At 73.0% G+C, this 20772-nt stretch carries 19 protein-coding genes and 1 tRNA gene; 14 read left to right on the forward strand and 6 right to left on the reverse strand.

Annotated features, from left to right (window positions below; all coding sequences use genetic code 11):
* Nucleotides 1-2 precede the first annotated feature (2 nt).
* Nucleotides 3-725 (forward strand): winged helix-turn-helix domain-containing protein, encoded by a 723-nt coding sequence (locus U5911_RS15955; protein WP_336038051.1) that lies wholly within the window; start codon nt 3-5, stop codon nt 723-725.
* A 39-nt stretch (nt 726-764) separates the two neighbouring features.
* Nucleotides 765-1250, forward strand: coding sequence for a phosphopantetheine adenylyltransferase (locus U5911_RS15960; RefSeq protein WP_336038052.1), 486 nt, complete (start codon nt 765-767; stop codon nt 1248-1250).
* A gap of 92 nt (nt 1251-1342) precedes the next feature.
* Here U5911_RS15960 and U5911_RS15965 read toward each other — a convergent pair whose 3' ends face one another.
* Nucleotides 1343-1651: a transcription initiation factor IIB family protein gene (locus U5911_RS15965; RefSeq protein WP_336038053.1), complete on the reverse strand. Its 309-nt coding sequence runs from the start codon at nt 1649-1651 to the stop codon at nt 1343-1345.
* A 148-nt stretch (nt 1652-1799) separates the two neighbouring features.
* Here U5911_RS15965 and U5911_RS15970 point away from each other — a divergent pair, with 148 nt between their 5' ends.
* The 7 genes from U5911_RS15970 (at nt 1800) to U5911_RS16000 (ending at nt 6859) form a co-directional block, all read left to right on the forward strand.
* Entirely contained in the window at nt 1800-2228 is a 429-nt protein-coding gene (locus tag U5911_RS15970) for a hypothetical protein (protein ID WP_336038054.1), read from the forward strand.
* Nucleotides 2229-2267: 39 nt separating this feature from the next.
* Nucleotides 2268-2351: transfer RNA gene (locus U5911_RS15975), tRNA-Leu, on the forward strand.
* A gap of 198 nt (nt 2352-2549) precedes the next feature.
* Nucleotides 2550-3179 carry a hypothetical protein gene (locus tag U5911_RS15980; protein WP_336038055.1) on the forward strand — a complete coding sequence of 210 codons (630 nt, stop codon included), beginning with the start codon at nt 2550-2552 and terminating at the stop codon, nt 3177-3179.
* Nucleotides 3176-4507 carry a hypothetical protein gene (locus tag U5911_RS15985; protein ID WP_336038056.1) on the forward strand — a complete coding sequence of 444 codons (1332 nt, stop codon included), beginning with the start codon at nt 3176-3178 and terminating at the stop codon, nt 4505-4507. The genes U5911_RS15980 and U5911_RS15985 overlap by 4 nt, the downstream gene beginning before the upstream one ends.
* Nucleotides 4508-4705: 198 nt before the next feature.
* The gene (gene dacZ / locus U5911_RS15990; RefSeq protein WP_336038057.1) at nt 4706-5518 is read left to right on the forward strand and encodes a diadenylate cyclase DacZ; all 813 of its coding nucleotides are present in this window, start codon (nt 4706-4708) and stop codon (nt 5516-5518) included.
* 1 nt (nt 5519) lies between these two features.
* Complete coding sequence (locus tag U5911_RS15995) at nt 5520-6296, forward strand: mechanosensitive ion channel domain-containing protein (RefSeq protein WP_336038058.1); 777 nt, start codon at nt 5520-5522, stop codon at nt 6294-6296.
* The gene (locus U5911_RS16000; protein WP_336038059.1) at nt 6293-6859 is read left to right on the forward strand and encodes a hypothetical protein; all 567 of its coding nucleotides are present in this window, start codon (nt 6293-6295) and stop codon (nt 6857-6859) included. The genes U5911_RS15995 and U5911_RS16000 overlap by 4 nt, the downstream gene beginning before the upstream one ends.
* On the opposite strand, the gene U5911_RS16005 is transcribed toward U5911_RS16000, so the two are convergent.
* Nucleotides 6817-7401 (reverse strand): acyltransferase, encoded by a 585-nt coding sequence (locus U5911_RS16005; protein WP_336038060.1) that lies wholly within the window; start codon nt 7399-7401, stop codon nt 6817-6819. The genes U5911_RS16000 and U5911_RS16005 overlap by 43 nt on opposite strands.
* A 117-nt stretch (nt 7402-7518) precedes the next feature.
* On the opposite strand from U5911_RS16005, the gene U5911_RS16010 reads away from it, so the two are divergent.
* Nucleotides 7519-7722: a helix-turn-helix domain-containing protein gene (locus tag U5911_RS16010; protein WP_336038061.1), complete on the forward strand. Its 204-nt coding sequence runs from the start codon at nt 7519-7521 to the stop codon at nt 7720-7722.
* Between the two features lie 57 nt (nt 7723-7779).
* On the opposite strand, the gene U5911_RS16015 is transcribed toward U5911_RS16010, so the two are convergent.
* On the reverse strand, nt 7780-7944 hold the full coding sequence (locus U5911_RS16015; protein WP_336038062.1) for an HEWD family protein: 165 nt from the start codon (nt 7942-7944) through the stop codon (nt 7780-7782).
* A gap of 119 nt (nt 7945-8063) precedes the next feature.
* Between U5911_RS16015 and U5911_RS16020 the strand changes: the two genes are divergently transcribed.
* A complete protein-coding gene (locus U5911_RS16020) occupies nt 8064-9029 on the forward strand; it encodes a Gfo/Idh/MocA family protein (RefSeq protein ID WP_336038063.1) in 966 nt (321 codons plus the stop codon).
* Between the two features lie 5 nt (nt 9030-9034).
* On the opposite strand, the gene U5911_RS16025 is transcribed toward U5911_RS16020, so the two are convergent.
* Together U5911_RS16025 and U5911_RS16030 are read right to left on the reverse strand one after the other, a co-directional pair.
* The gene (locus tag U5911_RS16025; RefSeq protein WP_336038064.1) at nt 9035-10705 is read right to left on the reverse strand and encodes a thiamine pyrophosphate-binding protein; all 1671 of its coding nucleotides are present in this window, start codon (nt 10703-10705) and stop codon (nt 9035-9037) included.
* A gap of 265 nt (nt 10706-10970) precedes the next feature.
* The gene (locus U5911_RS16030; protein ID WP_336038065.1) at nt 10971-13370 is read right to left on the reverse strand and encodes an ATP-dependent DNA helicase; all 2400 of its coding nucleotides are present in this window, start codon (nt 13368-13370) and stop codon (nt 10971-10973) included.
* Nucleotides 13371-13583: 213 nt separating this feature from the next.
* Between U5911_RS16030 and U5911_RS16035 the strand changes: the two genes are divergently transcribed.
* From U5911_RS16035 to U5911_RS16045, 3 genes are all read left to right on the forward strand, one after another.
* Complete coding sequence (locus U5911_RS16035; RefSeq protein ID WP_336038066.1) at nt 13584-16799, forward strand: PAS domain-containing protein; 3216 nt, start codon at nt 13584-13586, stop codon at nt 16797-16799.
* Between the two features lie 190 nt (nt 16800-16989).
* Nucleotides 16990-17451, forward strand: coding sequence for a response regulator (locus U5911_RS16040; protein ID WP_418771552.1), 462 nt, complete (start codon nt 16990-16992; stop codon nt 17449-17451).
* A gap of 2 nt (nt 17452-17453) precedes the next feature.
* A complete protein-coding gene (locus U5911_RS16045; RefSeq protein WP_336038068.1) occupies nt 17454-19517 on the forward strand; it encodes a bacterio-opsin activator domain-containing protein in 2064 nt (687 codons plus the stop codon).
* 182 nt (nt 19518-19699) lie between these two features.
* Here the strand turns inward: U5911_RS16045 and U5911_RS16050 are convergent, their stop codons facing one another.
* A complete protein-coding gene (locus U5911_RS16050; RefSeq protein ID WP_336038069.1) occupies nt 19700-20698 on the reverse strand; it encodes a DUF5784 family protein in 999 nt (332 codons plus the stop codon).
* Nucleotides 20699-20772: the final 74 nt, after the last annotated feature.

Raw genomic sequence — 20772 nt, forward strand, 5'->3', positions numbered from 1 at the left:
CTATGTCCGAGGAACCCACAGACGACACGGACGGCGAGCAGCGGTCCGCTCGCGACCGACTCGGCGAGGAGAAAGACCGCGCCGTCGCCGGCTTCGACCAGGGCGTCGTCGACATCCTCTCGTGGGTGCTCGACACCGAGACGCGCGCCCGCATCTACGTCTACCTCCGCCAGCACCCCTGGAGCACCAGCGAGGAGGTCGCCGACGGCACCGGCCTCTACCCGTCGACCGTGCGCGAGGCGCTCGCCGAACTCGCCGACGAGGACGTCGTCGAGCGCCGCAAGCGCCAGAGCGAGGGCGCCGGCAACAACCCCTACGAGTACACGGCCATCGCGCCCAGCGACCTCGTCGGCGGCGTCGTCGGCCGCGTGCAGGACGAACTGAACACCGTGTTCAACCTCGACGCCCACCTCGGCCGCGACGAGGGCGGCGACACCGGCAGCGAACCCGTCCGCATCGAGGTCGAGGACGGCACCAGCGTCGAGGCCGAGGTCGGCGACACCGAGGCCGCCGTCGACGCCGACGTGGACGTCGAGGCCGAGGGCGGCGACGGCGACGCGGAACTGGACGCCGACGTCCAGGCCGAGGGCCGCGTCGACGACGTGGAGGCCGGCGTGGAGGCGGACGCCGAACTCTCCAGCGACGACGACGGTGACGACGACGACGACGGTGACGACGACGGCGACGGTGACGACGGCGACGACGACGACCGCACCGACGACTGAACCCAAACTGCTAAACGCCGCCGGGACTTCCGCCGGCACATGAACGTCGCCCTCGGTGGGACGTTCGACCCGATTCACGACGGCCACCGGAAACTCTTCGAGCGCGCGTTCGACCTCGGAGACGTCACCGTCGGGTTGACCAGCGACGACCTCGCCGCCCAGACCCGCCACGTCGACCGCTACGTCAGGCCCTTCGCGGAGCGTGCGCGCGACCTCGAGGCCGAACTCGCGGCGCTCGCCGACGAGCACGGCCGGGACTTCGAGGTGCGGAAACTCGAGGCCCCCACCGGCATCGCCACGGAACCCCAGTTCGACGTGCTCGTCGTCTCCCCGGAGACGAGAGAGACCGCCGAACGCATCAACGACATCCGCGTCGAACGCGGCCACGACCCCCTCGAGATCGAGGTCGTCGACCACGTCCGCGCCGAGGACGGCGACATCATCTCCTCGACGCGCATCGTCCGCGGCGAGATCGACGAACACGGCACCCTCACGCCGGACCGCGACGGCCGCGACCCCCAGTAGTCGCGTTCAGCGGGCCGGCGCGTTCAGCGGGACGGCATCTTCATCGGGGGCAGAGTTTTCACCTGGACGATATCTTTGCTGGGCCGATCCGCTCACCAGGACGGCGGTTCGAAGCCCGCGTCCGAGAGCAGGTCTTTCCAGCGCTGCTGGACGGAGAGCCGCGAGACGCCGGCGGCGTCCGCAACCGCGGTCTGGGCGCGCTGGTCGCCCGCGATGAGCGCGCCCGCGTACACGCTCGCCGCGACCGCCGCCGGCTTCGACCGCTCGTCGTCGGGCACCGCGGAGAGGAAGAGGTCCTTCGCGGTCGCCCGCGCCTCCGCGTCCAGCGCCAGGTCGTCCGCGACCGCCTCGAGTTCGTCCAGCCACGCGCGCTGGTCGACCTCGTCGCCCGCCCGGTACATACCACTACGTACGGCGTCCCGCACGTAAACCTTCGCCGGCGAGGGGACGGACCGCACGAGGGCGCGGTCGAATTCGGGACAAGTCGCGTGAAGTCGGCGCGAACGTCTCGACGCTTCAAGTCCGTCCGCCCCCTCGTTCCGTCCACACATGACGGCACTGTCACCACTCGCGACACTCGCGTCGGTGGTCGCCGCCGCGGCGCCGGTGACGCCCGGCGCGGCCGGGCCCGGCGTCCTGGACGACTCGGTGGTCGTGTTCGCCAGCAGCCTCCTCGTCGGCGGCGCCGCCATCCACGTCGCCGCCAGCCACGTCGTCGGCGCCGGCGACTACGGGGACGCGGTGCTCACCGCGCTGTTCGGCGCGGTCGCGTGGGCGCTCCTGGACGGCGTGCCGCTGGTCGGCGGCCTGCTCGCGCTCGTCGCGTGGGTCGCCGTCATCAAGTGGCGCTACCCAGTGGGGTGGCTGCGCGCCGGCGTCGTCGGCGTCGCCGCGTGGGCGGTCGCGACGGTCGTGCTCGCCGCCCTCGCAATCCTCGGCGTCGGGTCGCTGCACGCGCTCGGCGTCCCCGGCGCGTAGCGCAATTCTCATTTGCCTCCCGGCGGTACCGGTGGACGCGCGCGGGTAGCCAAGCCAGGAAACGGCGTAGCGCTTAGGACGCTATCCCGTAGGGGTCCGCCGGTTCAAATCCGGTCCCGCGCACTGCACGGAAGCCGACGAGCGCAGCGAGTCGGCTGGAGTGAGAGGGCAGGGCCGATTCGAACCCTGGGAGGAACGCGCAGCGAACGAAGTGAGCGAGCAATTCTCCCGCCGCTTCGAATCCGGTCCCGCGCAGTTTCCGTTCGAGGTGAGGGAGAACGGTGGCAAGAACTTTCGGGCGGCGCCGCGAAGCCGCTGTGGATGCCCGATTGGTCTCGTCGGCGTGCCCTCCACGCCATCGGTTCGGCGGCGGCGGTAGCGGTCGCGGGGTGCAGTAGCGGGAGCAGCGGGTTCGAGGAGTCGCCGCCGGGAGGCGACCGCGAACCGGTCGCCGAGTACGAGGTGCGGACGGTGCGGCGGTCCGACGGCGGTGCGGTGTTCTGGCGGAGCGACGACGAGCGCGACGAGGACGAGGGCGAGGAGCGGTCCGCGGCCGCTCACGCGTACGTGTCCGCTCCGGACGACCTCGAGTCGGTGTCGTTCGCGGCCGACGGTGACGCGGCCGCGGACTTGGAGTCGTTCGCGTCCGCGACGGACTTCGAGTCGTGGTCGGTCCTGCTGCAGGCCCGCGAGGTGAGGGAGTGCACGGAGCTGCGGCTGCGCGGCGTGTTCCGGGACGGTGACGGCCTCGAGACCGACTGGTGTTCGTCGCTGCGGCCGGCGGACGTCGAGTGCGACCGCGACCGGATGGACACCGTCGCGGTCGCGGTCCGGGTGCCGTTCTCGCTGGCGGACGCCTCGGGGTACGGGTCGAGCTGGAGCAGCGGCTGCGACCGGGACCCGCGCCCGGTCTGGGGGACGGCGACCCGCGACGGGGGTGGGGAGTCGTGACGCGGCGGTCCCGGCGGGCGTTCCTCGCCGGGTCGGCGAGCGGGCTCGCGGCGCTGGCGGGCTGTTCGAGCCTGCCGTTCGGGGGAGGCGGTCGGCGCGACGTGACGTACGACGGCGAGCGGCTGCGCGAGGTGGCCGACCCCGCCGCGGTCGCGGTGCCGGCGTCGTATCCGGGGCCGGTGCCGGACGCACTGGCGGACGCGCACGTCGAGCGCGCGCGGGCGCTGCTGGACGGCGTGCCGCGCGACGTGTCGTTCCCGAACGAGGCCGTGGAGCGTCGGCTCGCGGACGAGCGCGAACGGGTCGCGGACGGGCTGTCCGAGGCGCCGGCGGACGGCGCGACCCTCTACGACCTGGACTCGCTGCGGTACGACCGCGGCGAGGCGGCGGAGCTCCGGGCAGCGTACGACGCCGCGAGCGGGGACGCGGACGCGGCGCGCCTGCGGCGACGCCGGGACGCCGTGCGGGACGACCTCGGGGCGTTGCAGGAGGCGTGGACGTACCGCGGACGGACCGCCGCGGAGGCGTTCGCGGTCCACCGGCGCCTGGAGTCGCTGGCGGCGACGGGCGGCCGGTACCTCGTTCCCGACCGCCGGTTCCCGGCCGACCCGCAGTCGGCGGTGTTCGCGGCGGGCGAGGTCGCAGCCGACGTCGAGCGGGCGCGCGCGGCGGTGGCCGACGCCACCGGGCTCCGGGACGCGTACGTGGACGACGGGATGGACGCGTACTGGAGCGACCTCGGCACGGCGGCGAGCCGCCTGGAGCGCGCCATCTACCCGACGCGGCGGCCGGTAGAGCAGTACGTCGCCGTGGACGCGCGGCCGTCGGACTTCGAGCGCGACCTCGACGGGACGCCGGCCCATCGGCTGTTCGTGGAGGCCCGCCGGGTCGTCCTCGGCGCTGAGAACCGGGCGGAGGACGCCGTCGAGCGCGGCCACCACGCGTCGGCGGTCGCGGCGTGCGCGCGGACGCTGCTCGGGCTCGTGGCGATGTCGCCGGTGGCGGCGGCCATCCGCGACGGCGAGTACGGCGTCCCCGAGTCGACGGACGCCGTCGTCGACGCGAGGGAGCGCGCCGTCGACGCCGTCGAGCGGGCGGCGTCGGTGGAGCCGCGGCCGGTCGCGGACGTCCTCGCTCGCCGCGCGCGCTGGCAGCTGCGGGACGGGGACGAGTCGCTGTCCGTCCAGCGCGACTACGAGTCGGACGCGCCGACTCGGCGGGACGTCGTTGACGCCGTCGGGCAGTACGCGCTCGCGGTCCACCTCGCGGACGCGGTGCCGGCCGTCGCCGAGCGCGTGACTGCGGAGCTTCGCGGCCGCGCGCAGTGAGGCCGACGGCGCGCTTCGACCGGTCGGCAGCGTCGACTCGACCGGCCGACGAGCAGCGCTTCGACCCGTCGGCACCGCCGACTCGACGATTCGGCGGGGGACGGCGGCTGACGCGCGTTCGACGGCTGTGGTGGCCACGTCCGACGACCGTGGGCGGGCCGCTAACCTTTTTGCGCGCGCGGTGAGTCTGTCGGGCAAATGGCCAGGCCACCGGACCTCCTCGCGGACCTCCTCGAGGACATCGACGCGCTGCTCGTGTTCTCGCCGAGCGCGTCGTACTACGACCGCGTGAAGGACGTCGAGGGCGCGGACGTCGTCGTCGTCGCGACGGACAACACCGTCGGGGCGGACTCGTTCGTCGAGTTGCCGCTGGCGTTCGACGACGTGAAGGGACGCATCCGGTTCGGCATCGAGGGCGCGCTCACGGAGGGCGTCGTCGAGGACGGCGACGACCTCGGCTGCGCGGTCCCCCTGTTCGGCGACGACGTCGACATGGTCGCGCGCACGAAGGTCGACGAGTCACGGCACTCCGGCATCTACGACCTGTTCGCGAACTCGCGGGCCGAACCGAGCGTCATCCGGGACGTCTTCGAGGTGGTCATCGAACTCGGGAAGAAGGGCCAGAAGGGCGAACCCGTCGGCGCGCTGTTCGTCGTGGGGGACGCCGGGAAGGTGATGAACAAGTCCCGGCCGCTGTCGTACAACCCCTTCGAGAAGAGCCACGTCCACGTCGGCGACCCCATCGTGAACGTGATGCTCAAGGAGTTCTCGCGGCTGGACGGCGCGTTCGTCATCAGCGACTCCGGGAAGATCGTCTCCGCGTACCGGTACCTCGAGCCGAGCGCGGAGGGCACCGACGTCCCGAAGGGGCTGGGCACGCGCCACATGGCCGCCGCCGCCATCACGCGGGACACGAGCTCGGTCGCCATCGTGCTCTCGGAGTCGGACGGCCTGGTGCGGGCGTTCAAGGGAGGGGGGCTCGTCCTGGAACTCGACCCCGAGGAGTACTGAGATGACCGTCGACCTCAGCCCGCTGCTGGACGCGGACTTCCGGTACCTGCTCGCCGCGCTGGTGTTCTTCACGGGCGTCGTGCTCGGCTACCTCGTCGGCCGACTGAACGAGCGCCTGCTGCTGGCGATGGGCGTCGACGACGCCGTCGAGGGGACGACCGTCGAGAAGATGGCCCGGGACGTCGGGAGCACGACGGTGTCGATGATCGCGCGGGTGACGTCGTGGATCGTCTACGTGTTCGCGGCGCTGGTGGCCCTCGAGATCGCGCAGCTGACCGTCCAGAACGCCATCTGGTACTCCGTCGTGGGGTTCCTGCCGTCGGTCGTCGTCGCGGTGGTGGTGTTGCTCGCCGGCGTGCTCCTGGGGGACAAGGCCCACCTGTACGTCGGCGAGCGCCTGCGCAGCGTGAAGGTGCCCGAGATATCCGTGGTGCCGCTGGTCGTGAAGTACACCATCCTGTACGTCGCGGCGCTGGTGGCGCTCGCGCAGGTCGGCGTCGCGGTGAGCGCGCTGCTCGTGCTGTTGCTGGCGTACGTCGCGGCGGTCATCCTGTTCACGCTCGTCGCCACCCACCAGCTGTTGACGAGCGCGGCGGCGGGCGTCTACCTCCTGTTGCGCCAGCCGTACGGCATCGGCGACCGGGTCGCCATCGGCGACCACGAGGGCATCGTCCAGGAGGTGGACGTGTTCGTGACGCGCGTAGAGGAGGACAGCCGCGAGTACGTGCTCCCGAACCACCTCGTCTTCCGGCGCGGCGTCGTGGTGGTCCGCGAATGAGCGCGGGGAGCTGGCTGCCGACGGTCGGTGGCGTGCTCGCGCTCGCGGTGGTGGCCGCCGTCGTCGTCGGGAGTCCGACTCGGCGCTCGTGGGCGCGGACGCCGAGGGGCCGGTCGTGGGCGCGGTACCTGGGCGCGCTGGGCGCCGTGCTCGTCGCGCTCGCGGCCGGGTCGTTCTCCGTGTGGCCGCCGGCCGGCATCTACGTGCTGGCGGTCGCGGGCGTGCTGGCGTTCCTCGGCGGCGTGCTCGCCGCGGCGGGTGCGCTCGCGGTGGCGCTGGCGGCGGCCGGCGAGGGCGCCACGCTGGCCGCGCGGTTGCGCGCCTTCTGGTACGCCGCCGCGGTCCGGTTCCGCGCGACGCGGTCGGCGTTCGGCGTGGCGCTGCTCGCGTTCGGCGTCGCCGCCATCGTGGCGGGCGTCACCGTCGACCCGGTGCTGCGAGCGGTCGGCGCGCTGTCGCTGGGCGGCGTCGTGGCGTGCCTGCTGGCGCTGGCGGCGGCGGGCGTGTTCGTGCCCGGGGGCTACGACGAGTCGGTCGCGGAGTCGGTGCGCGCGGCGTCCTGACCGGCGTCCGCGACGGCGTCGCGGTCGTCGTAGTCGAGGGGTTCCGCGGGGACGCCGGCGACCGTCTCGCCCGGGGGGACGTCCCTGGTGACGAGGGAGTTCGCGGCGACCTGCGCGTCCTCGCCGACGGTGACGCCCGGGAGGACGATGGCGCCGGCGCCGACCATCGCGCGGTCGCCGAGGACGACGTCGCCGGTTCGGTACTCGTCCTGGAGGAACTCGTGGCACAGCAGCGTGGCGTCGTAGCCGACGACGGCGTCCTCGCCGACGGTGATGCGCTCCGGCCAGAAGACGTCCGGCGTGGACTCCAGGCCCCAGGCGGCGCCGTCGCCGACGGTGACGCCGATGCGGCGCAGCAGCCAGTTCTTGACGCGGAGGCTCGGGCAGACGCGCGCGAGCACGACGACGACGTAGTTGAGCGCGACGCGCAGCGGGTGCTTGGCCGCCGGCCAGTGCCACAGGGAGTTGTGGCCGCCGGGCGTGGGGTGGCGGTCGAGGCGGTCGTGGCGCGACACGGCCCCGGCTTCGCGGGCCGCCGGCATCAACGTACGTGTTCTGGTCGGCGCCGAACCGTGTCGGTTCGCTGCCGTTCCGCCGCCGGTTCGACTTACGTCGAAGCACAGTTTTATTATCGTCGAACTTATTTCGTCGGGTGACGAATGACTACTCGACAGTTGCCGACCGGAGTCGAGTCGCCGCGCGGGAAGCTCGTCTACCTCTACCTCGACACCAGGGAGAGCGCGACGCTCGACGAACTCCACGAGGAACTCGACGTGCCGAGAATCACCCTCTACAGCGTCCTCAAGACGCTGCGCGGCCGCGGCGTCGTCGACGAACGGGGCGGCCGCTACGTCCCGGCGTGAGGCGCCAGGGACCGACGGTCGATACGTTCCCGCGTGAGGCGTCCGCCGTCGACGCTGCTACTTCTCGACGGGCGTGAAACTGCCCGTGACGTCCCAGTCGTGGACGCAGTAGACGTCGCCCACCTCGTCGTCGACCCGCCAGTTCTCCGCGTCCTCGTCCCAGTACTCCGAGCGCCCACACGCAGTGCAGGTCCGCTCCTCGGGCGCGCGAATCTCCACCATACGCTGACGGAGGCGGGCCGTCGGCATCAGTCTTCGCCTCGCGACAGTCCCCGTACGCGGCCGCCGCGCTCGCCGCACCGCTTCCAAACAGTTAGGGGGACGCCGGACCCGCCTCAACCATGAAGTTCGGCATCCTCTCGACAGCGAACATCGCCGACGAGGCCGTCGTCCCCGCCATCCGGGCCTCCGACCACGAGGTGGGGGCCGTCGCGTCCCGGAACCCGGCGAGCGCTCGCGCGTTCGCCGACCGCCACGGCGTCCCCGAGGCCCTGGAGGGCTACGAGGCGCTGCTCGACGCCGACGTCGACGCCGTCTACAACCCCCTGCCGAACGCGCTGCACGCCGAGTGGACGAAGCGAGCCGCCGACGCCGGCCTGCACGTGCTCTGCGAGAAGCCGCTCGCGTCGGACGCCGACGAGGCCGCCGACGTCGTCGAGCACTGCGCGGACGCCGGCGTCACGCTCATGGAGGCGTTCATGTACCGCTACCACCCGCGGACGGAGCGCGCGCTCGACGTCGCCCGCTCGGAACTCGGCGACCTCCGGCACGTCCACGCCGCGTTCAGCTTCCCGCTGCCCGAGGGCCCGGACGTCCGCGTCGACCCCGACCTCGCCGGCGGCGCGCTGATGGACGTCGGCTGCTACGCGGTCAGCGCCGCGCGGCAGTTCCTCGGCGAGCCCTCGCGCGCGGCCGCCGTCACGCACGACCGCCGCGACTGCGGCGTCGACACCGAGCTCGCCGGCACCCTCGAGTTCGACGGCGGCGCCACCGCCACCGTCGAGACCGGCTTCGAGACCCGGGAGTTCCAGTCGTACCGTGTCGAGGGCACGAGCGGCTGGCTGGAGGTCCGGAACGCCTACAACGCCGGCGGCGGTGAGACCACCCTGCGCTGGGGGACCGGCGGGAAGACCGTCGAGGAGACGTTCGAGGACGCCGACCCCTACCGCCTCGAGGTCGAGCACTTCGCCGCCAGCGTCGACGCCGGCCGCGACCCGCTCACGGACGGCGCGGAGGCCGTCGCGAACATGCGCGCCATCGACGCCCTCTACGAGGCCGCCGCGACCGGCGAGACGGTCCCGCTGTAGCGTCGTCACTCGTCGGTGACGGGAACGTCGACGACGACCGGTCCGTCGCTTTCGAGGGCGGTCTCGAGGGTCTCGTCCACCGCACCGACCGAATCGGCGCGCATCCCCGTGGCACCGTGGGCCTCGGCGCTCGCCACCAGGTCGACGGGCGGCGTGAAGTCGAAGCCGACGTACTCGTAGTCGTCGGCGTCGCCGCCCATCAACGCCGCCGTGTTCTCCTTGAGAATGCGGTAGTTGTCGTTGTTCGGCACGACGACCGTCACGTCGAGGTCGTACCGCGCCGCCGTGTAGAGCGTCTGCGGGTAGTAGAGGTACGACCCGTCGCCGACGTAGCCGAGGACCGACCGCTCCCCGCCGGCTTCGCGTTCGGCCACCGCCGCGCCGACGCTGGCCGGGAGGCCGTAGCCGAGGCTACCGCCCTTGGTCCCGAGGAGCTGCGTCGCCTCGAGCGGGAACTCCTCGAGCAGCGAGGGGGCCGCCGTGACCGACTCGCTGACGACGAGTGCGTCCGGGGCGACTCGCCGGAGCGACCGCGCGAGCCCCGCCTTCGTGAGGACGCCGTCGACCGTCTCCGGCGGTTCGCGCCCGTGAGCGGCCTCCCACTCGCGCACCGCGTCCAGTCGTCGTTCGCGTTCGGCCTCGTCGACGCTCGCGGCGACCCGGTCCGCGAGTTCGTCGAGGACCTCGCCCGGGTCGCCGAGCACGGCGACGTCGGCCGGAGCGTGCTTCCCGAGTTCCCACGCGTCGTTGGTCACGTGAACGCACGTCGCGTCCTCGGGGACGAGCCTCGTCGACGGCCGCGTCACCGTCGTGTTCGTCGAGCAGCCGACGAACACGAGCGTATCGGTGTCCATCGCACTCGCCGCCCCGGGGGCTTTCGTCGGGAGGACGCCCTGCCACTGGTCGTGTCCGGTCGGCATGTTCACCTCGTACGCGAGCACCTCACCGTGCACTCTCGCGCCGGCGGCCTCCGCGAATCGGACCGCCGCCTCGACGCTGTCGGCCCCGCTCCGAGCGACCTCGTCGCCGAGCACGACGACCGGCTCGTCGGCGTCGGCCACGGCCGCCGCAGCGTCGGCGATAGCGCGCGCGTCACCGCGGCCAGCCGTCGGAATCTGGCCGAGCCCGACCGGCGACTGGTCGGTCTCGTCCCGCTGGACGTCGACGGGCACGGAGAGGAAGACCGGACCGGTCGGCGGCGTCAGCGCGGTCCGGACGGCGCGACGCAGCATGCCGGGGAGCGCCTCGACGTCCTTGACTTCCGCGCTCCACTTCGTGAACCGATCGGCCATCGTCACGAGGTCCCCGCCGAGGATCGGCTCCTCCTGCTGGAAGTCGAGGCTGTGTGTGCCGGCGGTGAGGAGCAGCGGGGCGCCGGAGACGTCCGCGTTGTAGAGGTTCCCGAGGCCGTGGGCGAGGCCACCGGCGACGTGGACGTTCGCGACGCCCAGCGGGAGCACGTCCGGGTTCTCGTGGCTGTGGTACCGCCGCCGCATGGCGTAGCCCGCCGCGGCGCCGACGGCGACGTCCTCGTGCAGCCCGAGCACGTACTCCACGTCGCTGTCGACGAGTGACTGCATGAGCGGCAGTTCCGTCGTCCCCGGGTTCCCGAACAGGTGTGTGACGCCGTAGGATTCGAGTCCGTCGATGAAGAGGTCCGCCCCCGAGCGAGTCATACCGCACCTCCTCGCCAGGGCCAGTTATACATTCGCGTAACTGCAAGCACGCGCGCTTCGATGGGATCTCGTTCGAGTCTGGGACGAACGTTCGATTTCGAGCCAGGTCTGGGTGTCGACCGGGCTGTCGGAATCGGGGACACCGCCTGGCGGGCCAACTGGGCGTGAGAGATTCCGAGGAGCGTGGAACCCCCGAGACGACCGCTCTCGCCGGGACGCGCCCGCTGGTTCGACGGCCGTCGGAACGACCGAACTGCGCCGGCCGTCACCCCTCGCCGTGCTCGCGCCAGAACGACTCGAGCTGGTCGCCGAGGAACTCCGGGGTCATGCGCGTGAACTCCTCGCGCTCGCCGGGCCCGAGGTAGCCGTGGACGGAGTGCCGGGCGCCCTCGACGTACCGCCGGCCGGCGAGCACGCGCACGCCCACCTCCTCGGGGCTTCGGATGACGCGCCCGATGGCCTGGCGCGCGCGCCGCACCGCGGGGACGGTGAGCGCGTACTCGAAGGCGTTGTCCTCGCCGAACGCGTCGGCGTACGCGCGGCGCACGGCGCGCACTCGCGGCGAGCCGACGTTCACGAGCGGCACGCCGACGACGCAGCACGCCGCGAGCTTCTCGCCGTCGTAGTCGACGCCCTCCGTCAGCGTCCCCCGCGTGCTCGTGACCAGCACCTTCCCGCCGCCGCGGAAGAACCGCCGCTTCAGGTCGTCGGTCGCCTCGTTCGACGAGGACTCGTCGACGAGCACGGGCTTCTCGACGGCCCCGGCGAGGTAGTCGCCCGCCCACGCCGCCTCCCGGTAGTTCGGCATGCAGACGAGGACGTTCCCCGGCGAGCGCGCGACGGTCCGGAGGACGTACCGGTACTGCTCGCGGGTCCGGTTGTCGTTGTCCCGCGACGGGTCGCCGCGGTTGCGCGCAGTGAACGGCGTCGCGTCCACCAGGAAGCTCGCGCGGTTCTCCCGCGGGAACCGCAGGTCGTATCGGCGCTCGACGACCGGCCGCGCCTCGGCGTCGCCCGCGCCCGCCTCGAGGCGGTCCAGCCCCGTCACCTCGCGGAAGACGTCCAGGGGCTCCAGTGTCGCGCTCATCAGGACGCCGCCGCCGAGCTCCGCGAACGTCTCGCGGAGCGCGCGCGCCGGCATGCAGTTGTACGTCACGAGCGCGGGCGTGTACGCCTCCGCCCACGGCGCGCCCGCGCGCCCCGACTCCTTCGGCGCGTGCTCCAGTTCGACCTCCCGGAAGTACGTCGCGTGGTCGCGCTCCCACCACCGCTGGAGCGTGATGCCGACCGCGCCGCAGACCGCTGAGCGGTCGCCGTCGTCCTCGATGACGGCCTCCGCGGCGGTGCCGACGTTCGCCAGCGACCGCCAGAGCCCGCCCGTGTACCCCCGCCGTTCGGCCCACTCCGTGAGCTCGTCCGGCTCGTCCGTCTCGGGGTCCCGGAGCGGGATCTCGTGGTCGTGCTCGGGGAGCGAGCGCGGACGCCTCGGGTCGTGGCCCTCGTCCGCGAGGTACGCCGCGACGCGGTCGTCCAGCCAGTCCAGGACGTCCCCCAGGAAGTCGACGGCCTCCTCGACGGCGTCGAGGCTCACCTCGTAGCTCGCGAGTTCGTCCTCGACCTGCCGGCGGTTCTCGCTGGACTGCTTCGCCCGCGTGAGCAGCGACCGGAGGTCGTTCCGGGCGCGAGCGAGCGTGTGCCGGCCGACGCGGTCCGACAGCAGGTCGCGCACGCGCTCCTCGAGGCGGTGGGCCTCGTCGACGACGACGAACGTCCGCTCGTCGAGCAGGTGCTCGGTGAGCCCCCTCGTCCGGGGGTCGAAGAGGTGGTTGTAGTTCCCGACGACGACCTCCGCGTGGTCGAGTAGCACCTGCTGGACGCGGTGGGGGCAGGTGCCGTACTCGACGGCCGCCGGCAGGAAGTCCTCGCTCGTGGCGACGTTGTGCGCGCCGACGTCGAACCCCACGGGCGACCCCTTGTTGCGGCCGTACCAGTCCGCCTCGAACGGACAGAACAGCGGCGGGTCGCCGTCCGCGAGGTCCTCGGGCGCGCTCGGCTGCACGGGCACGTACGGCGACGCCGCGCCCGCCGTCCCGAGGGGGTTCTCCGAGAGCGTGTGGCCGGCGTCCGCGCGCGCCGAGCGCGCCAGGTCGCGGGCGGTCGCCGGGTCCCACCAGGGGTCGTCGAGGGCGGCCGCCGCGCGCAGTTCCGTGAGTTCGCGGGCGTCCTGCCCGTCGAACCCACTGGACTGGTCGGCGTCCACGAGGTCCGCCGTGTGCTCGCGGAGGTCCTCGCAGCGGTCGTGGACGCTCGCGTCCGGCGGGAACGCGTCCTCGCGGCCGTACGGGCAGAGGTCCCGCTTCCCGACGAGCGCGACGGCGTCCAGGGGGTCCTCGAGCCCCCGGTTGAGCTGGCGGAGGTCGGCGACGAACTGCTGGAGCTGCTGTTTCACGGGCGTCACCACGAGCACGCGCTCGTAGCCGTCCGTCTCCCGCACCAGGGACGCGGCCGCGGTCAGCGCCGCCATCGTCTTCCCGGTGCCGCAGGGCCCCTCCATCGCGAGGTAGCCGCCGCGCTCGCCGGCGTCGATGGCTGACTCGACGGCGTCGGCCTGCTGGTCGTACGGCGCGTCGAACCCGAAGTAGTCGCGCCAGCCGTCGTCGCCCATTCGGTAGAGGGTGGGGCGTCGTCCCGTATGAACCCACGGATTGGACGGCCGTGGCGCGGCCGACGGTGTGGCGCGGCCAGCGACCGGAGAGTGTGGCGCGGCCAGCGACCGGAGAGGGTGGCGCGGCCAGCGTATCGACCGGTCTCGGAGAGCGGACGCGCTGTGGCGGCGACAGCCAGAGGATTATTCAACCGCGGGCGCCCTTCCACGGGTATGACAGAGCGGGGAGCCGGGACGCCCCGGGAGGAGTCGGCCAGCGCCGCCGCTCCGGGCGGCGCGTTCGACGCGCTCGCGGCCGCGACCGACGGCGCCGTCGTTCGGTTCGACGCCGACGGCCGGGTCGCGGGCGTCGACGACGAGTTCCGCGAGCGGACCGGCCTCTCGGCGGCCGACGCGACCGGCGACCCGGGAGCGCTGTTCGACTCGCAGTCCGCGGCGCGCGTGCGCCGGCTCGTCGCAGCCGGCGACGCGGCGTCGGCGGTCGTCAGGCTGGCCGACGGGGGCGGCGCCGGCGCCTTCGAGCTCGCGGTGCAGCCGACGGACGACGGCGGCGCCGTCGGCGTCCTGCGGCCCACGGACCGGCCGACCGGCGCGGCGGAGCGCGAGCGCGTGCTCCGCGAGTTCCACGAGGCCACCGTCGACCGCGACCGGCCGCTCGAGGACCGCGTCGCGAACGTCCTCGGCGTCGTCCGGGACGCCCTGGGCACGGAGTACGCGGCGCTGTCCAGCGTCGACGACGAGGCCTACCGGTACGAGGTCGTGGACGCGGACCCGGCGGGGGACGTCGACGCCGGCGACTCGCTCGCGCTCTCGCAGACGAACTGCGAGCGCGTCGTCGAGACCGAGGAGACGGTGGTGCTCCGCGATCTCCAGGCGGACGCGCCCGAGCTCGCCGCCCGCGAGGCGAACGCGGACCACGGACTGTCGTGTTTCCTCGGCGCGCCAGTGTACGTGAACGGCGACCTCTTCGGGACGCTCTGCGTCTTCGGGACGGCGCCCGCCGAGGGGCGGTTCTCCGAGTGGGGGACGACGCTCGTCGACGTGGCCGCGCGCTGGGTCGGCGCGGCGCTCTCCCGGCGGCGCACGCGCGAGCGACTGGAGCGCCGCAACGAGGAACTCGCGGACAAGGAGCGCCGCTACCGGACGCTCGTCGAGCAGTTCCCGAACGGCGCGGTGGCGCTGGTCGACGACGACCTGCGGTACAGGACCGTCGGCGGCACCCCCCAGACCGGCCCGCCGGCGGACCCCGCCGCCCTCGAGGGAACACGGGTCGAGGACCTCCCGGACGACGAGTTCGCGGCGGCCGTCGAGCCGCGGTACCGCGCGGCGCTGGACGGCGAGCGCTCGCACTTCGAGTACGAGGCCGACGACCGGGTCGTCGACGTCCGGACGTTCCCGGTGCGCGACGACGACGGGAACGTGGTCGCGGCCATGGGGATGTCCCAGGACGTCACCGAGCAGCGCGCGCGGGAGCGCCGCCTCAGGCAGTACGAGGCGGTCGTCGAGACGATGCAGGACGGCGTCTACGTCGTCGACGACGACGGCTACTACGACACCGTCAACGACGGCTTCGCGTCGCTCACGGGCTACGACCGCGAGGAGCTGCTCGGCGCGCACGCGACGCTGGTCGTCGAGGAGGCGGCCCTCGAGCGCGCGGCCGACCTGCGGGAGCGCGCGCCCGCGGACGGCACGCCGCGGACGATGGAGACGACCGTCGAGACGGCCGACGGCCGCGAGGTCCCCGTGGAGGTGGCGTTCTCCTCCCTGGAGACGCCCGACGGCGACGACCTCCGCGTCGGCGTCGTCCGGGACGTCACGGAGCGCCTGGAGTCCCAGCGCCGCCTCCGGGAGAGCGAGCAGCGCTACCGCACGCTCGTCGAGAACTTCCCGAACGGCGGCGTCGGCGTCTTCGACGGCGACCTCCGGTACACGCTCGTGGACGGCACGATGTGGAGCGACCTCGACGTCGACGCCGCGGACCTCGAGGGGGACACCGTCCGGGAGGCGCTGCCCACGGACACCGCGGCGGACGTCGAACCGGTGTTCCGGGCGGCGCTGCACGGCGAGACGGACAGCGTCGTCGCCGAACTCGAGGGCCGCACGTACCGCGTGTGGGCGACGCCGCTGCGGAACGCGGACGGCGAGGTCACGGCGGGCCAGAGCTTCGCGCTGGACGTCACCGAACAGCACGACCGGCGGCGGACCCTCGAACGGCGAGCCCGACAGCAGGCGGTCGTCGCGGAGCTCGGCCGGACGGCCCTGGAGACCGAGGACCTCGACGACCTGATGCGCGAGGCCGCGGCGCGGGTCGCGGACGTCCTCGACGCCGAGTACTGCAAGGTCCTCGACCTCGACGACGAGGCCCGCGAACTCCGGGTGCGGCAGGGCGTCGGCTGGGACGACGGCGTCGTCGGGGACGCGACCGTGGACGCCGAGGAGAACTCCCAGGCCGGCTACACGCTGCTCTCGGAGGCGCCGGTGGTCGTCGAGGACCTCGCCGCGGAGACGCGCTTCGACGGGCCGGACCTGCTGACGAGTCACGGCGTCACCAGCGGCGTCAGCACGATCGTCGGCTCCGTCGACGACCCCTGGGGCATCCTCGGCGTGCACGACACGGGCGAGCGGTCGTTCGGCGAGGAGGACGTGAACTTCGTGCAGAGCGTCGCGAACGTCCTCGCGGCGGCCGTCGAGCGCCACCGCCACGACCGCGAGCGCGAACAGCTCGTCGCCGAACTGGAGGCCTCGAACGAGCGCCTCGAGCAGTTCGCGTACGCCGCCAGCCACGACCTCCAGGAGCCGCTGCGGATGGTCTCGAGTTACCTGTCGCTGGTCGAGCGGCGGTACGGCGACGAGCTCGACGCGGACGGCCGCGAGTTCGTCGAGTACGCGGTCGACGGCGCCGACCGCATGCAGGAGATGATCCGGGCGCTGCTGGAGTACTCGCGCGTCGAGACCCGCGGGGGCGACTTCGAGCCGGTGGACCTCGAGGCGGTGTTCGCGGACGTCCGCCGGGACTTCGAGGTCCGCATCGCGGAGACGGACGCGACGATCCACGCGGGGCCGCTGCCGACGGTGCGCGGCGACGCCGACCAGCTCCGGCAGGTGCTCGCGAACCTCCTGGGCAACGCCCTCGAGTACAGCGGCGACGACCCGCCGGAGGTGTGGGTGTCCGCGGAGCGCGACGGCGACGAGTGGGTGGTGTCGGTCCGAGACGACGGCGTCGGCATCGACCCCGAGCACGCCGACCGCGTCTTCGAGGTGTTCGAGCGCCTGCACACGCACGAGGAACACCCGGGGACGGGCATCGGGCTGGCGCTCGTCGAGCGCATCGTGGAGCGCCACGGCGGTGACGTCTGGGTCGCGTCGGAACCGGGCGAGGGCGCGACGTTCTCGTTCACCGTCCCCGACGGAGGTGTCGCGGATGAGTGACCGCGGCGACGGCGAGGTGCGCGCCATAGACGATGGCGACGTGCAGGCCGGAGCCGACGGTGACGGGGACGTGCAGGCAGGTGGTGACGGGGACGTGCAGGCAGGTGGTGACGGGGACGTGCAGGCAGGTGGTGACGGGGACGTGCAGGCAGGTGGTGACGGGGACGTGCAGGCAGGTGGTGACGGGGACGTGCGGGCGGCAGCCGACCAGGGCGACGGGGACGCCGCCGACGTCCTCTTCGTGGAGGACAACCCCGGCGACGTCCGGCTGGCGCGGGAGGCGTTCGCGGAGGGGGACCTCGACAGCGACCTGCACGTGGTCAGCGACGGCGAGGCGGCGCTGTCGTTCCTCGAGCGGCGCGGCGAGCACGCGGACGCGCCGCGGCCCGACGTCGTGTTGCTCGACCTGAACCTCCCGAAGGTCGACGGCCTCGAGGTCCTCGAACGCGTGAAACGCGACGACGACCTGCAGCGCATTCCCGTCGTCGTCCTCACCGGCTCGGCGGCCGAGGAGGACGTCGCGCGGAGCTACGAGCGGCGAGCGAACGCCTACCTCGCGAAGCCCGTCGACCCGGCGGCGTTCGCGGACCTCGTGCGATCCTTCGAGCGGTTCTGGCTGACGCTCGCCGAGCTCCCGCCGGACCCCGACTGACGATGACTGCGAACGCCCACCCGCGCATCCTCCTGGTCGAGGACAACCCCGGGGACGTGCGGTACATCCGCGAACTGCTCCGGGACGCCGTCTCCTTCGAGCGGCGCGCGCCCGGCGAGAGCCGCTTCGACGGCGACCCCGAGGACGCGCCCGGACCCGAGGAGACGGTCGTCCACGAGTCCCGGCTCGCCGACGGCCTCGACCGCCTCGACGACGCCGACGTCGACGTCGTGCTCCTGGACCTCGACCTCCCGGACTCGAGCGGTCTCGACACCCTGACGACGCTGCTCGACCACGACGACGGCGTCCCGGTGGTCGTGCTGACGGGCCTGCGGGACCGCGACGCCGGCGTGCGGGCGCTCCGCGAGGGCGCCGAGGAGTTCCTCGTGAAAGACGAGATCAACCCCGGGCTGCTCGTCCGCTCCATCCACCACGCCATCGAGCGCCGCGAACACCGCCGCGAACAGCAGCGCTACGAGGCGCTCATCGAGGAGTCGACGGACGTCAACGCCATCGTCGCGCCGGACGGCACGTTCGAGTACGTCACGCCGTCCGCCGACCACGTCCTCGGCTACCAGCCGTCGGCCCTCGAGGGGGAGAACGCGTTCGCGTACGTCCACCCCGACGACCGCGTGGCGGTCCGCGAGGAGTTCGACCGACTGCTCGCCGACGAGGACCACCGCGCGACCGTCGACGTCCGGTTCCGTGCGGCGGACGGCGACTGGGTGGTGCTGAACGTGCGCGGCCGGAACCTCCTCGACGACCCCGCCGTCGACGGGTTCGTCGTCTACTCGCGGGACGTCACCGACCAGCGCGAGTACGAGCGCCGGCTCGCCGCACAGCGCGAACGGCTCGCCGCCCTAAACCAGCTGAACGGCGTCGTCCACGGCGTCACCGCGGCGGTCATCGACCAGTCGTCGCGGGCGGAGATCGAGCGGATCGCCTGCGAGCGCCTCGCCGAATCGGACGCCTACGAGTTCGCGTGGATCGGCGAGGCGGACGCGGAGAGCCGGGAGGTGGCGGTGCGCGCCAGCGCCGGCACGGACGGCTACCTCGAGGACGTCTCCGTGACGACCGACCCGGACGACCCGGAGGGCGAGGGGCCGACCGGGCGCGCCATCCGCTCGGGTGAGGTCCACGTCGTCCGGGACGTCCACCGGGACGCGGACTTCGAGCCCTGGCGGGACGCCCCCGAGGAGTACGGCTTCCAGTCGTCGGCCGCGATCCCTATCCGCCACGAGGGCACGACGTACGGCGTCCTGAACGTGTACGCCGACCGCCCGGACGCGTTCCGCGAGCAGGAACGCGACGTCGTCGAACACCTCGGCCGGCTCGTCGGCCACGCCATCGCCGCGGCGGAGCGCAAGCAGGCGCTGATGAGCGACACGGTCGTGGAACTGGAACTCCGCGTGGCGGGCGCCACGGACGCGCTCGGCGTCTCCGAGACGCCGGAGGGGCCGCTGGAGCTGTCGCGGACGATTCCGCTCGGCGACGAGCGGTTCCTGGTCTACGGCACCGTCGACGACGAGGAGTTCTCGACGCTGGAGGCGATGGCCGAGTCCGTCCCGTACTGGGAGTCCGTCGAGCGCGTCGGCGAGCACGTCGACGGCGCGCGGTTCGAACTGCGCGTCGACAGCCCGCCGATGATGACGGCGGTCGCGTCACGCGGCGGGTCGGTCGAGCGCGTGCTCGTCGAGGGCGACGACATCCGGATGACCGTCCACCTCCCGGAGGACGTCGAGGTCCGGGACGTCGTCGAGGTCGTCCGCGACCACTACGACGGCGCCGAGGCGATCGCCCGGCGCCAGGTCGCCGCGCGCGAGGACCGCTCGGAGCGCCTCGCGGACGTCTGGGCGGACGAACTCACCGACCGGCAACGCACCGTCGTCGAGACGGCGTTCTTCGCGGGGTTCTTCGAGTGGCCGCGCGCCACCAGCGGCGAGGAGGTCGCGGACCGCCTCGACATCGCCGGCGCGACGTTCTCCCAGCACCTGCGGGCCGCCGAGCGGAAGGTGTTCGCGAAGCTGGTGGGCGCGGACCCGGACCAGACCGACCCAGGCGAGTGAGCAGCCGTGCGCTCGTTGGCCACGAGTGAGCAGCCGTGCGCTCGTTGGCCACGAGTGAGCAGCCGTGCGCTCGTTGGCCACGAGTGAGCAGCCGCGCGCTCGTTCCCGAGCGGGGAGTGAGCGTGAGTGCCGTATCGAGTGCCTGCACGCCCCCGAGAGCGACGACCAGGGGCGTCGACGGATCAGTCGACTTGCGGGAGGTCCAGCGGCACTCCGCCCTTCGCGTAGCCGTCGACGGCGCCGTCCGGCCGGACGCGGAACACGACCGCGGGCCGGTGGCCGACCTCGGGGCGTTCGCCGCGGACGCGGTGCCACTCGTCGTCGGGGAACGACGAGGCGTCCACGAAGAGGACGGCGCCGCCGCCGTGGGCCTCCAGCTGGCCGCTGGTCTTCGTCGCCGCGGTCTCCTTCAGCGCCTGGATCGGCGTGTTCGCCGCGCGGTCGTTCGTCGGGACGGGCCGGGTCACCTCCACGAGGGCGCCGTGTTCGCCGTCGCGGTCCGCGCGGTAGTCCAGCGAGTGGCCGGTCGTGACCTCGATCTCGGGCGTGACGTCGTAGCCGGCCTCGTCGAGCAGCCACGCGGCGTTGAACTCGCCCATCGCGCCGTTCGCGCGGGCGACGTCGAGGAACTCCGACGTGCCGAGTTTCCCCGCCATGACGTGGCGGTAGTCGTCGAGGACGCCGGTCTCGAGGAACGATTCGTAGAAGTCGAGCGCGTCCCGGAAGTCTGCGTCCGGGAAGCCGGCGGCGTGCTCGCGGAAGAACGCCTGCGTCGTCTCGCGGCCGTCCTTCGAGCAGAACACGGGGAGGAAGAACCACGACACGTAGGGGTAGTCCTCCAGCCAGGGGGCCTCGTCGTGGAGCTCCGCGAGGAGTTCGCGCTGGGCCCACCGCGACACCTCGAAGGGCGCCTCGGCGAACGACTGCTTGTCGGTTCGCCAGAGGGCCTCCGGCGTCTCCGTGTTGCCGAGCCACCACGCGCCGTCGTCGTCCCACGCGAACAGCGCGGTGTCGCCGTTGTCCATGTCGAAGCGCCGCGCGTCGTACCCGGGCGGCGGCCTGAACCACGGCGGCGACGACTCCGCGCCGAGGTTCTCGTCGAGGTCGCGGTAGAGGAGGGCGTCGACGCGGTCGGCACTCCAGGTCTCCGTCGAGCGCCGGAACCGCAGCGGTTTCGCCACAATCGGGGTAGGCCGCGGCGACGGATTAGTCTGTCGTCGCGGGGCCGTCGGCTGCCGACGCGCCGACCGAGAGG

The organism is Halobacterium yunchengense, from assembly GCF_037031165.1.
In the GTDB taxonomy this organism is placed as follows: domain Archaea; phylum Halobacteriota; class Halobacteria; order Halobacteriales; family Halobacteriaceae; genus Halobacterium; species Halobacterium yunchengense.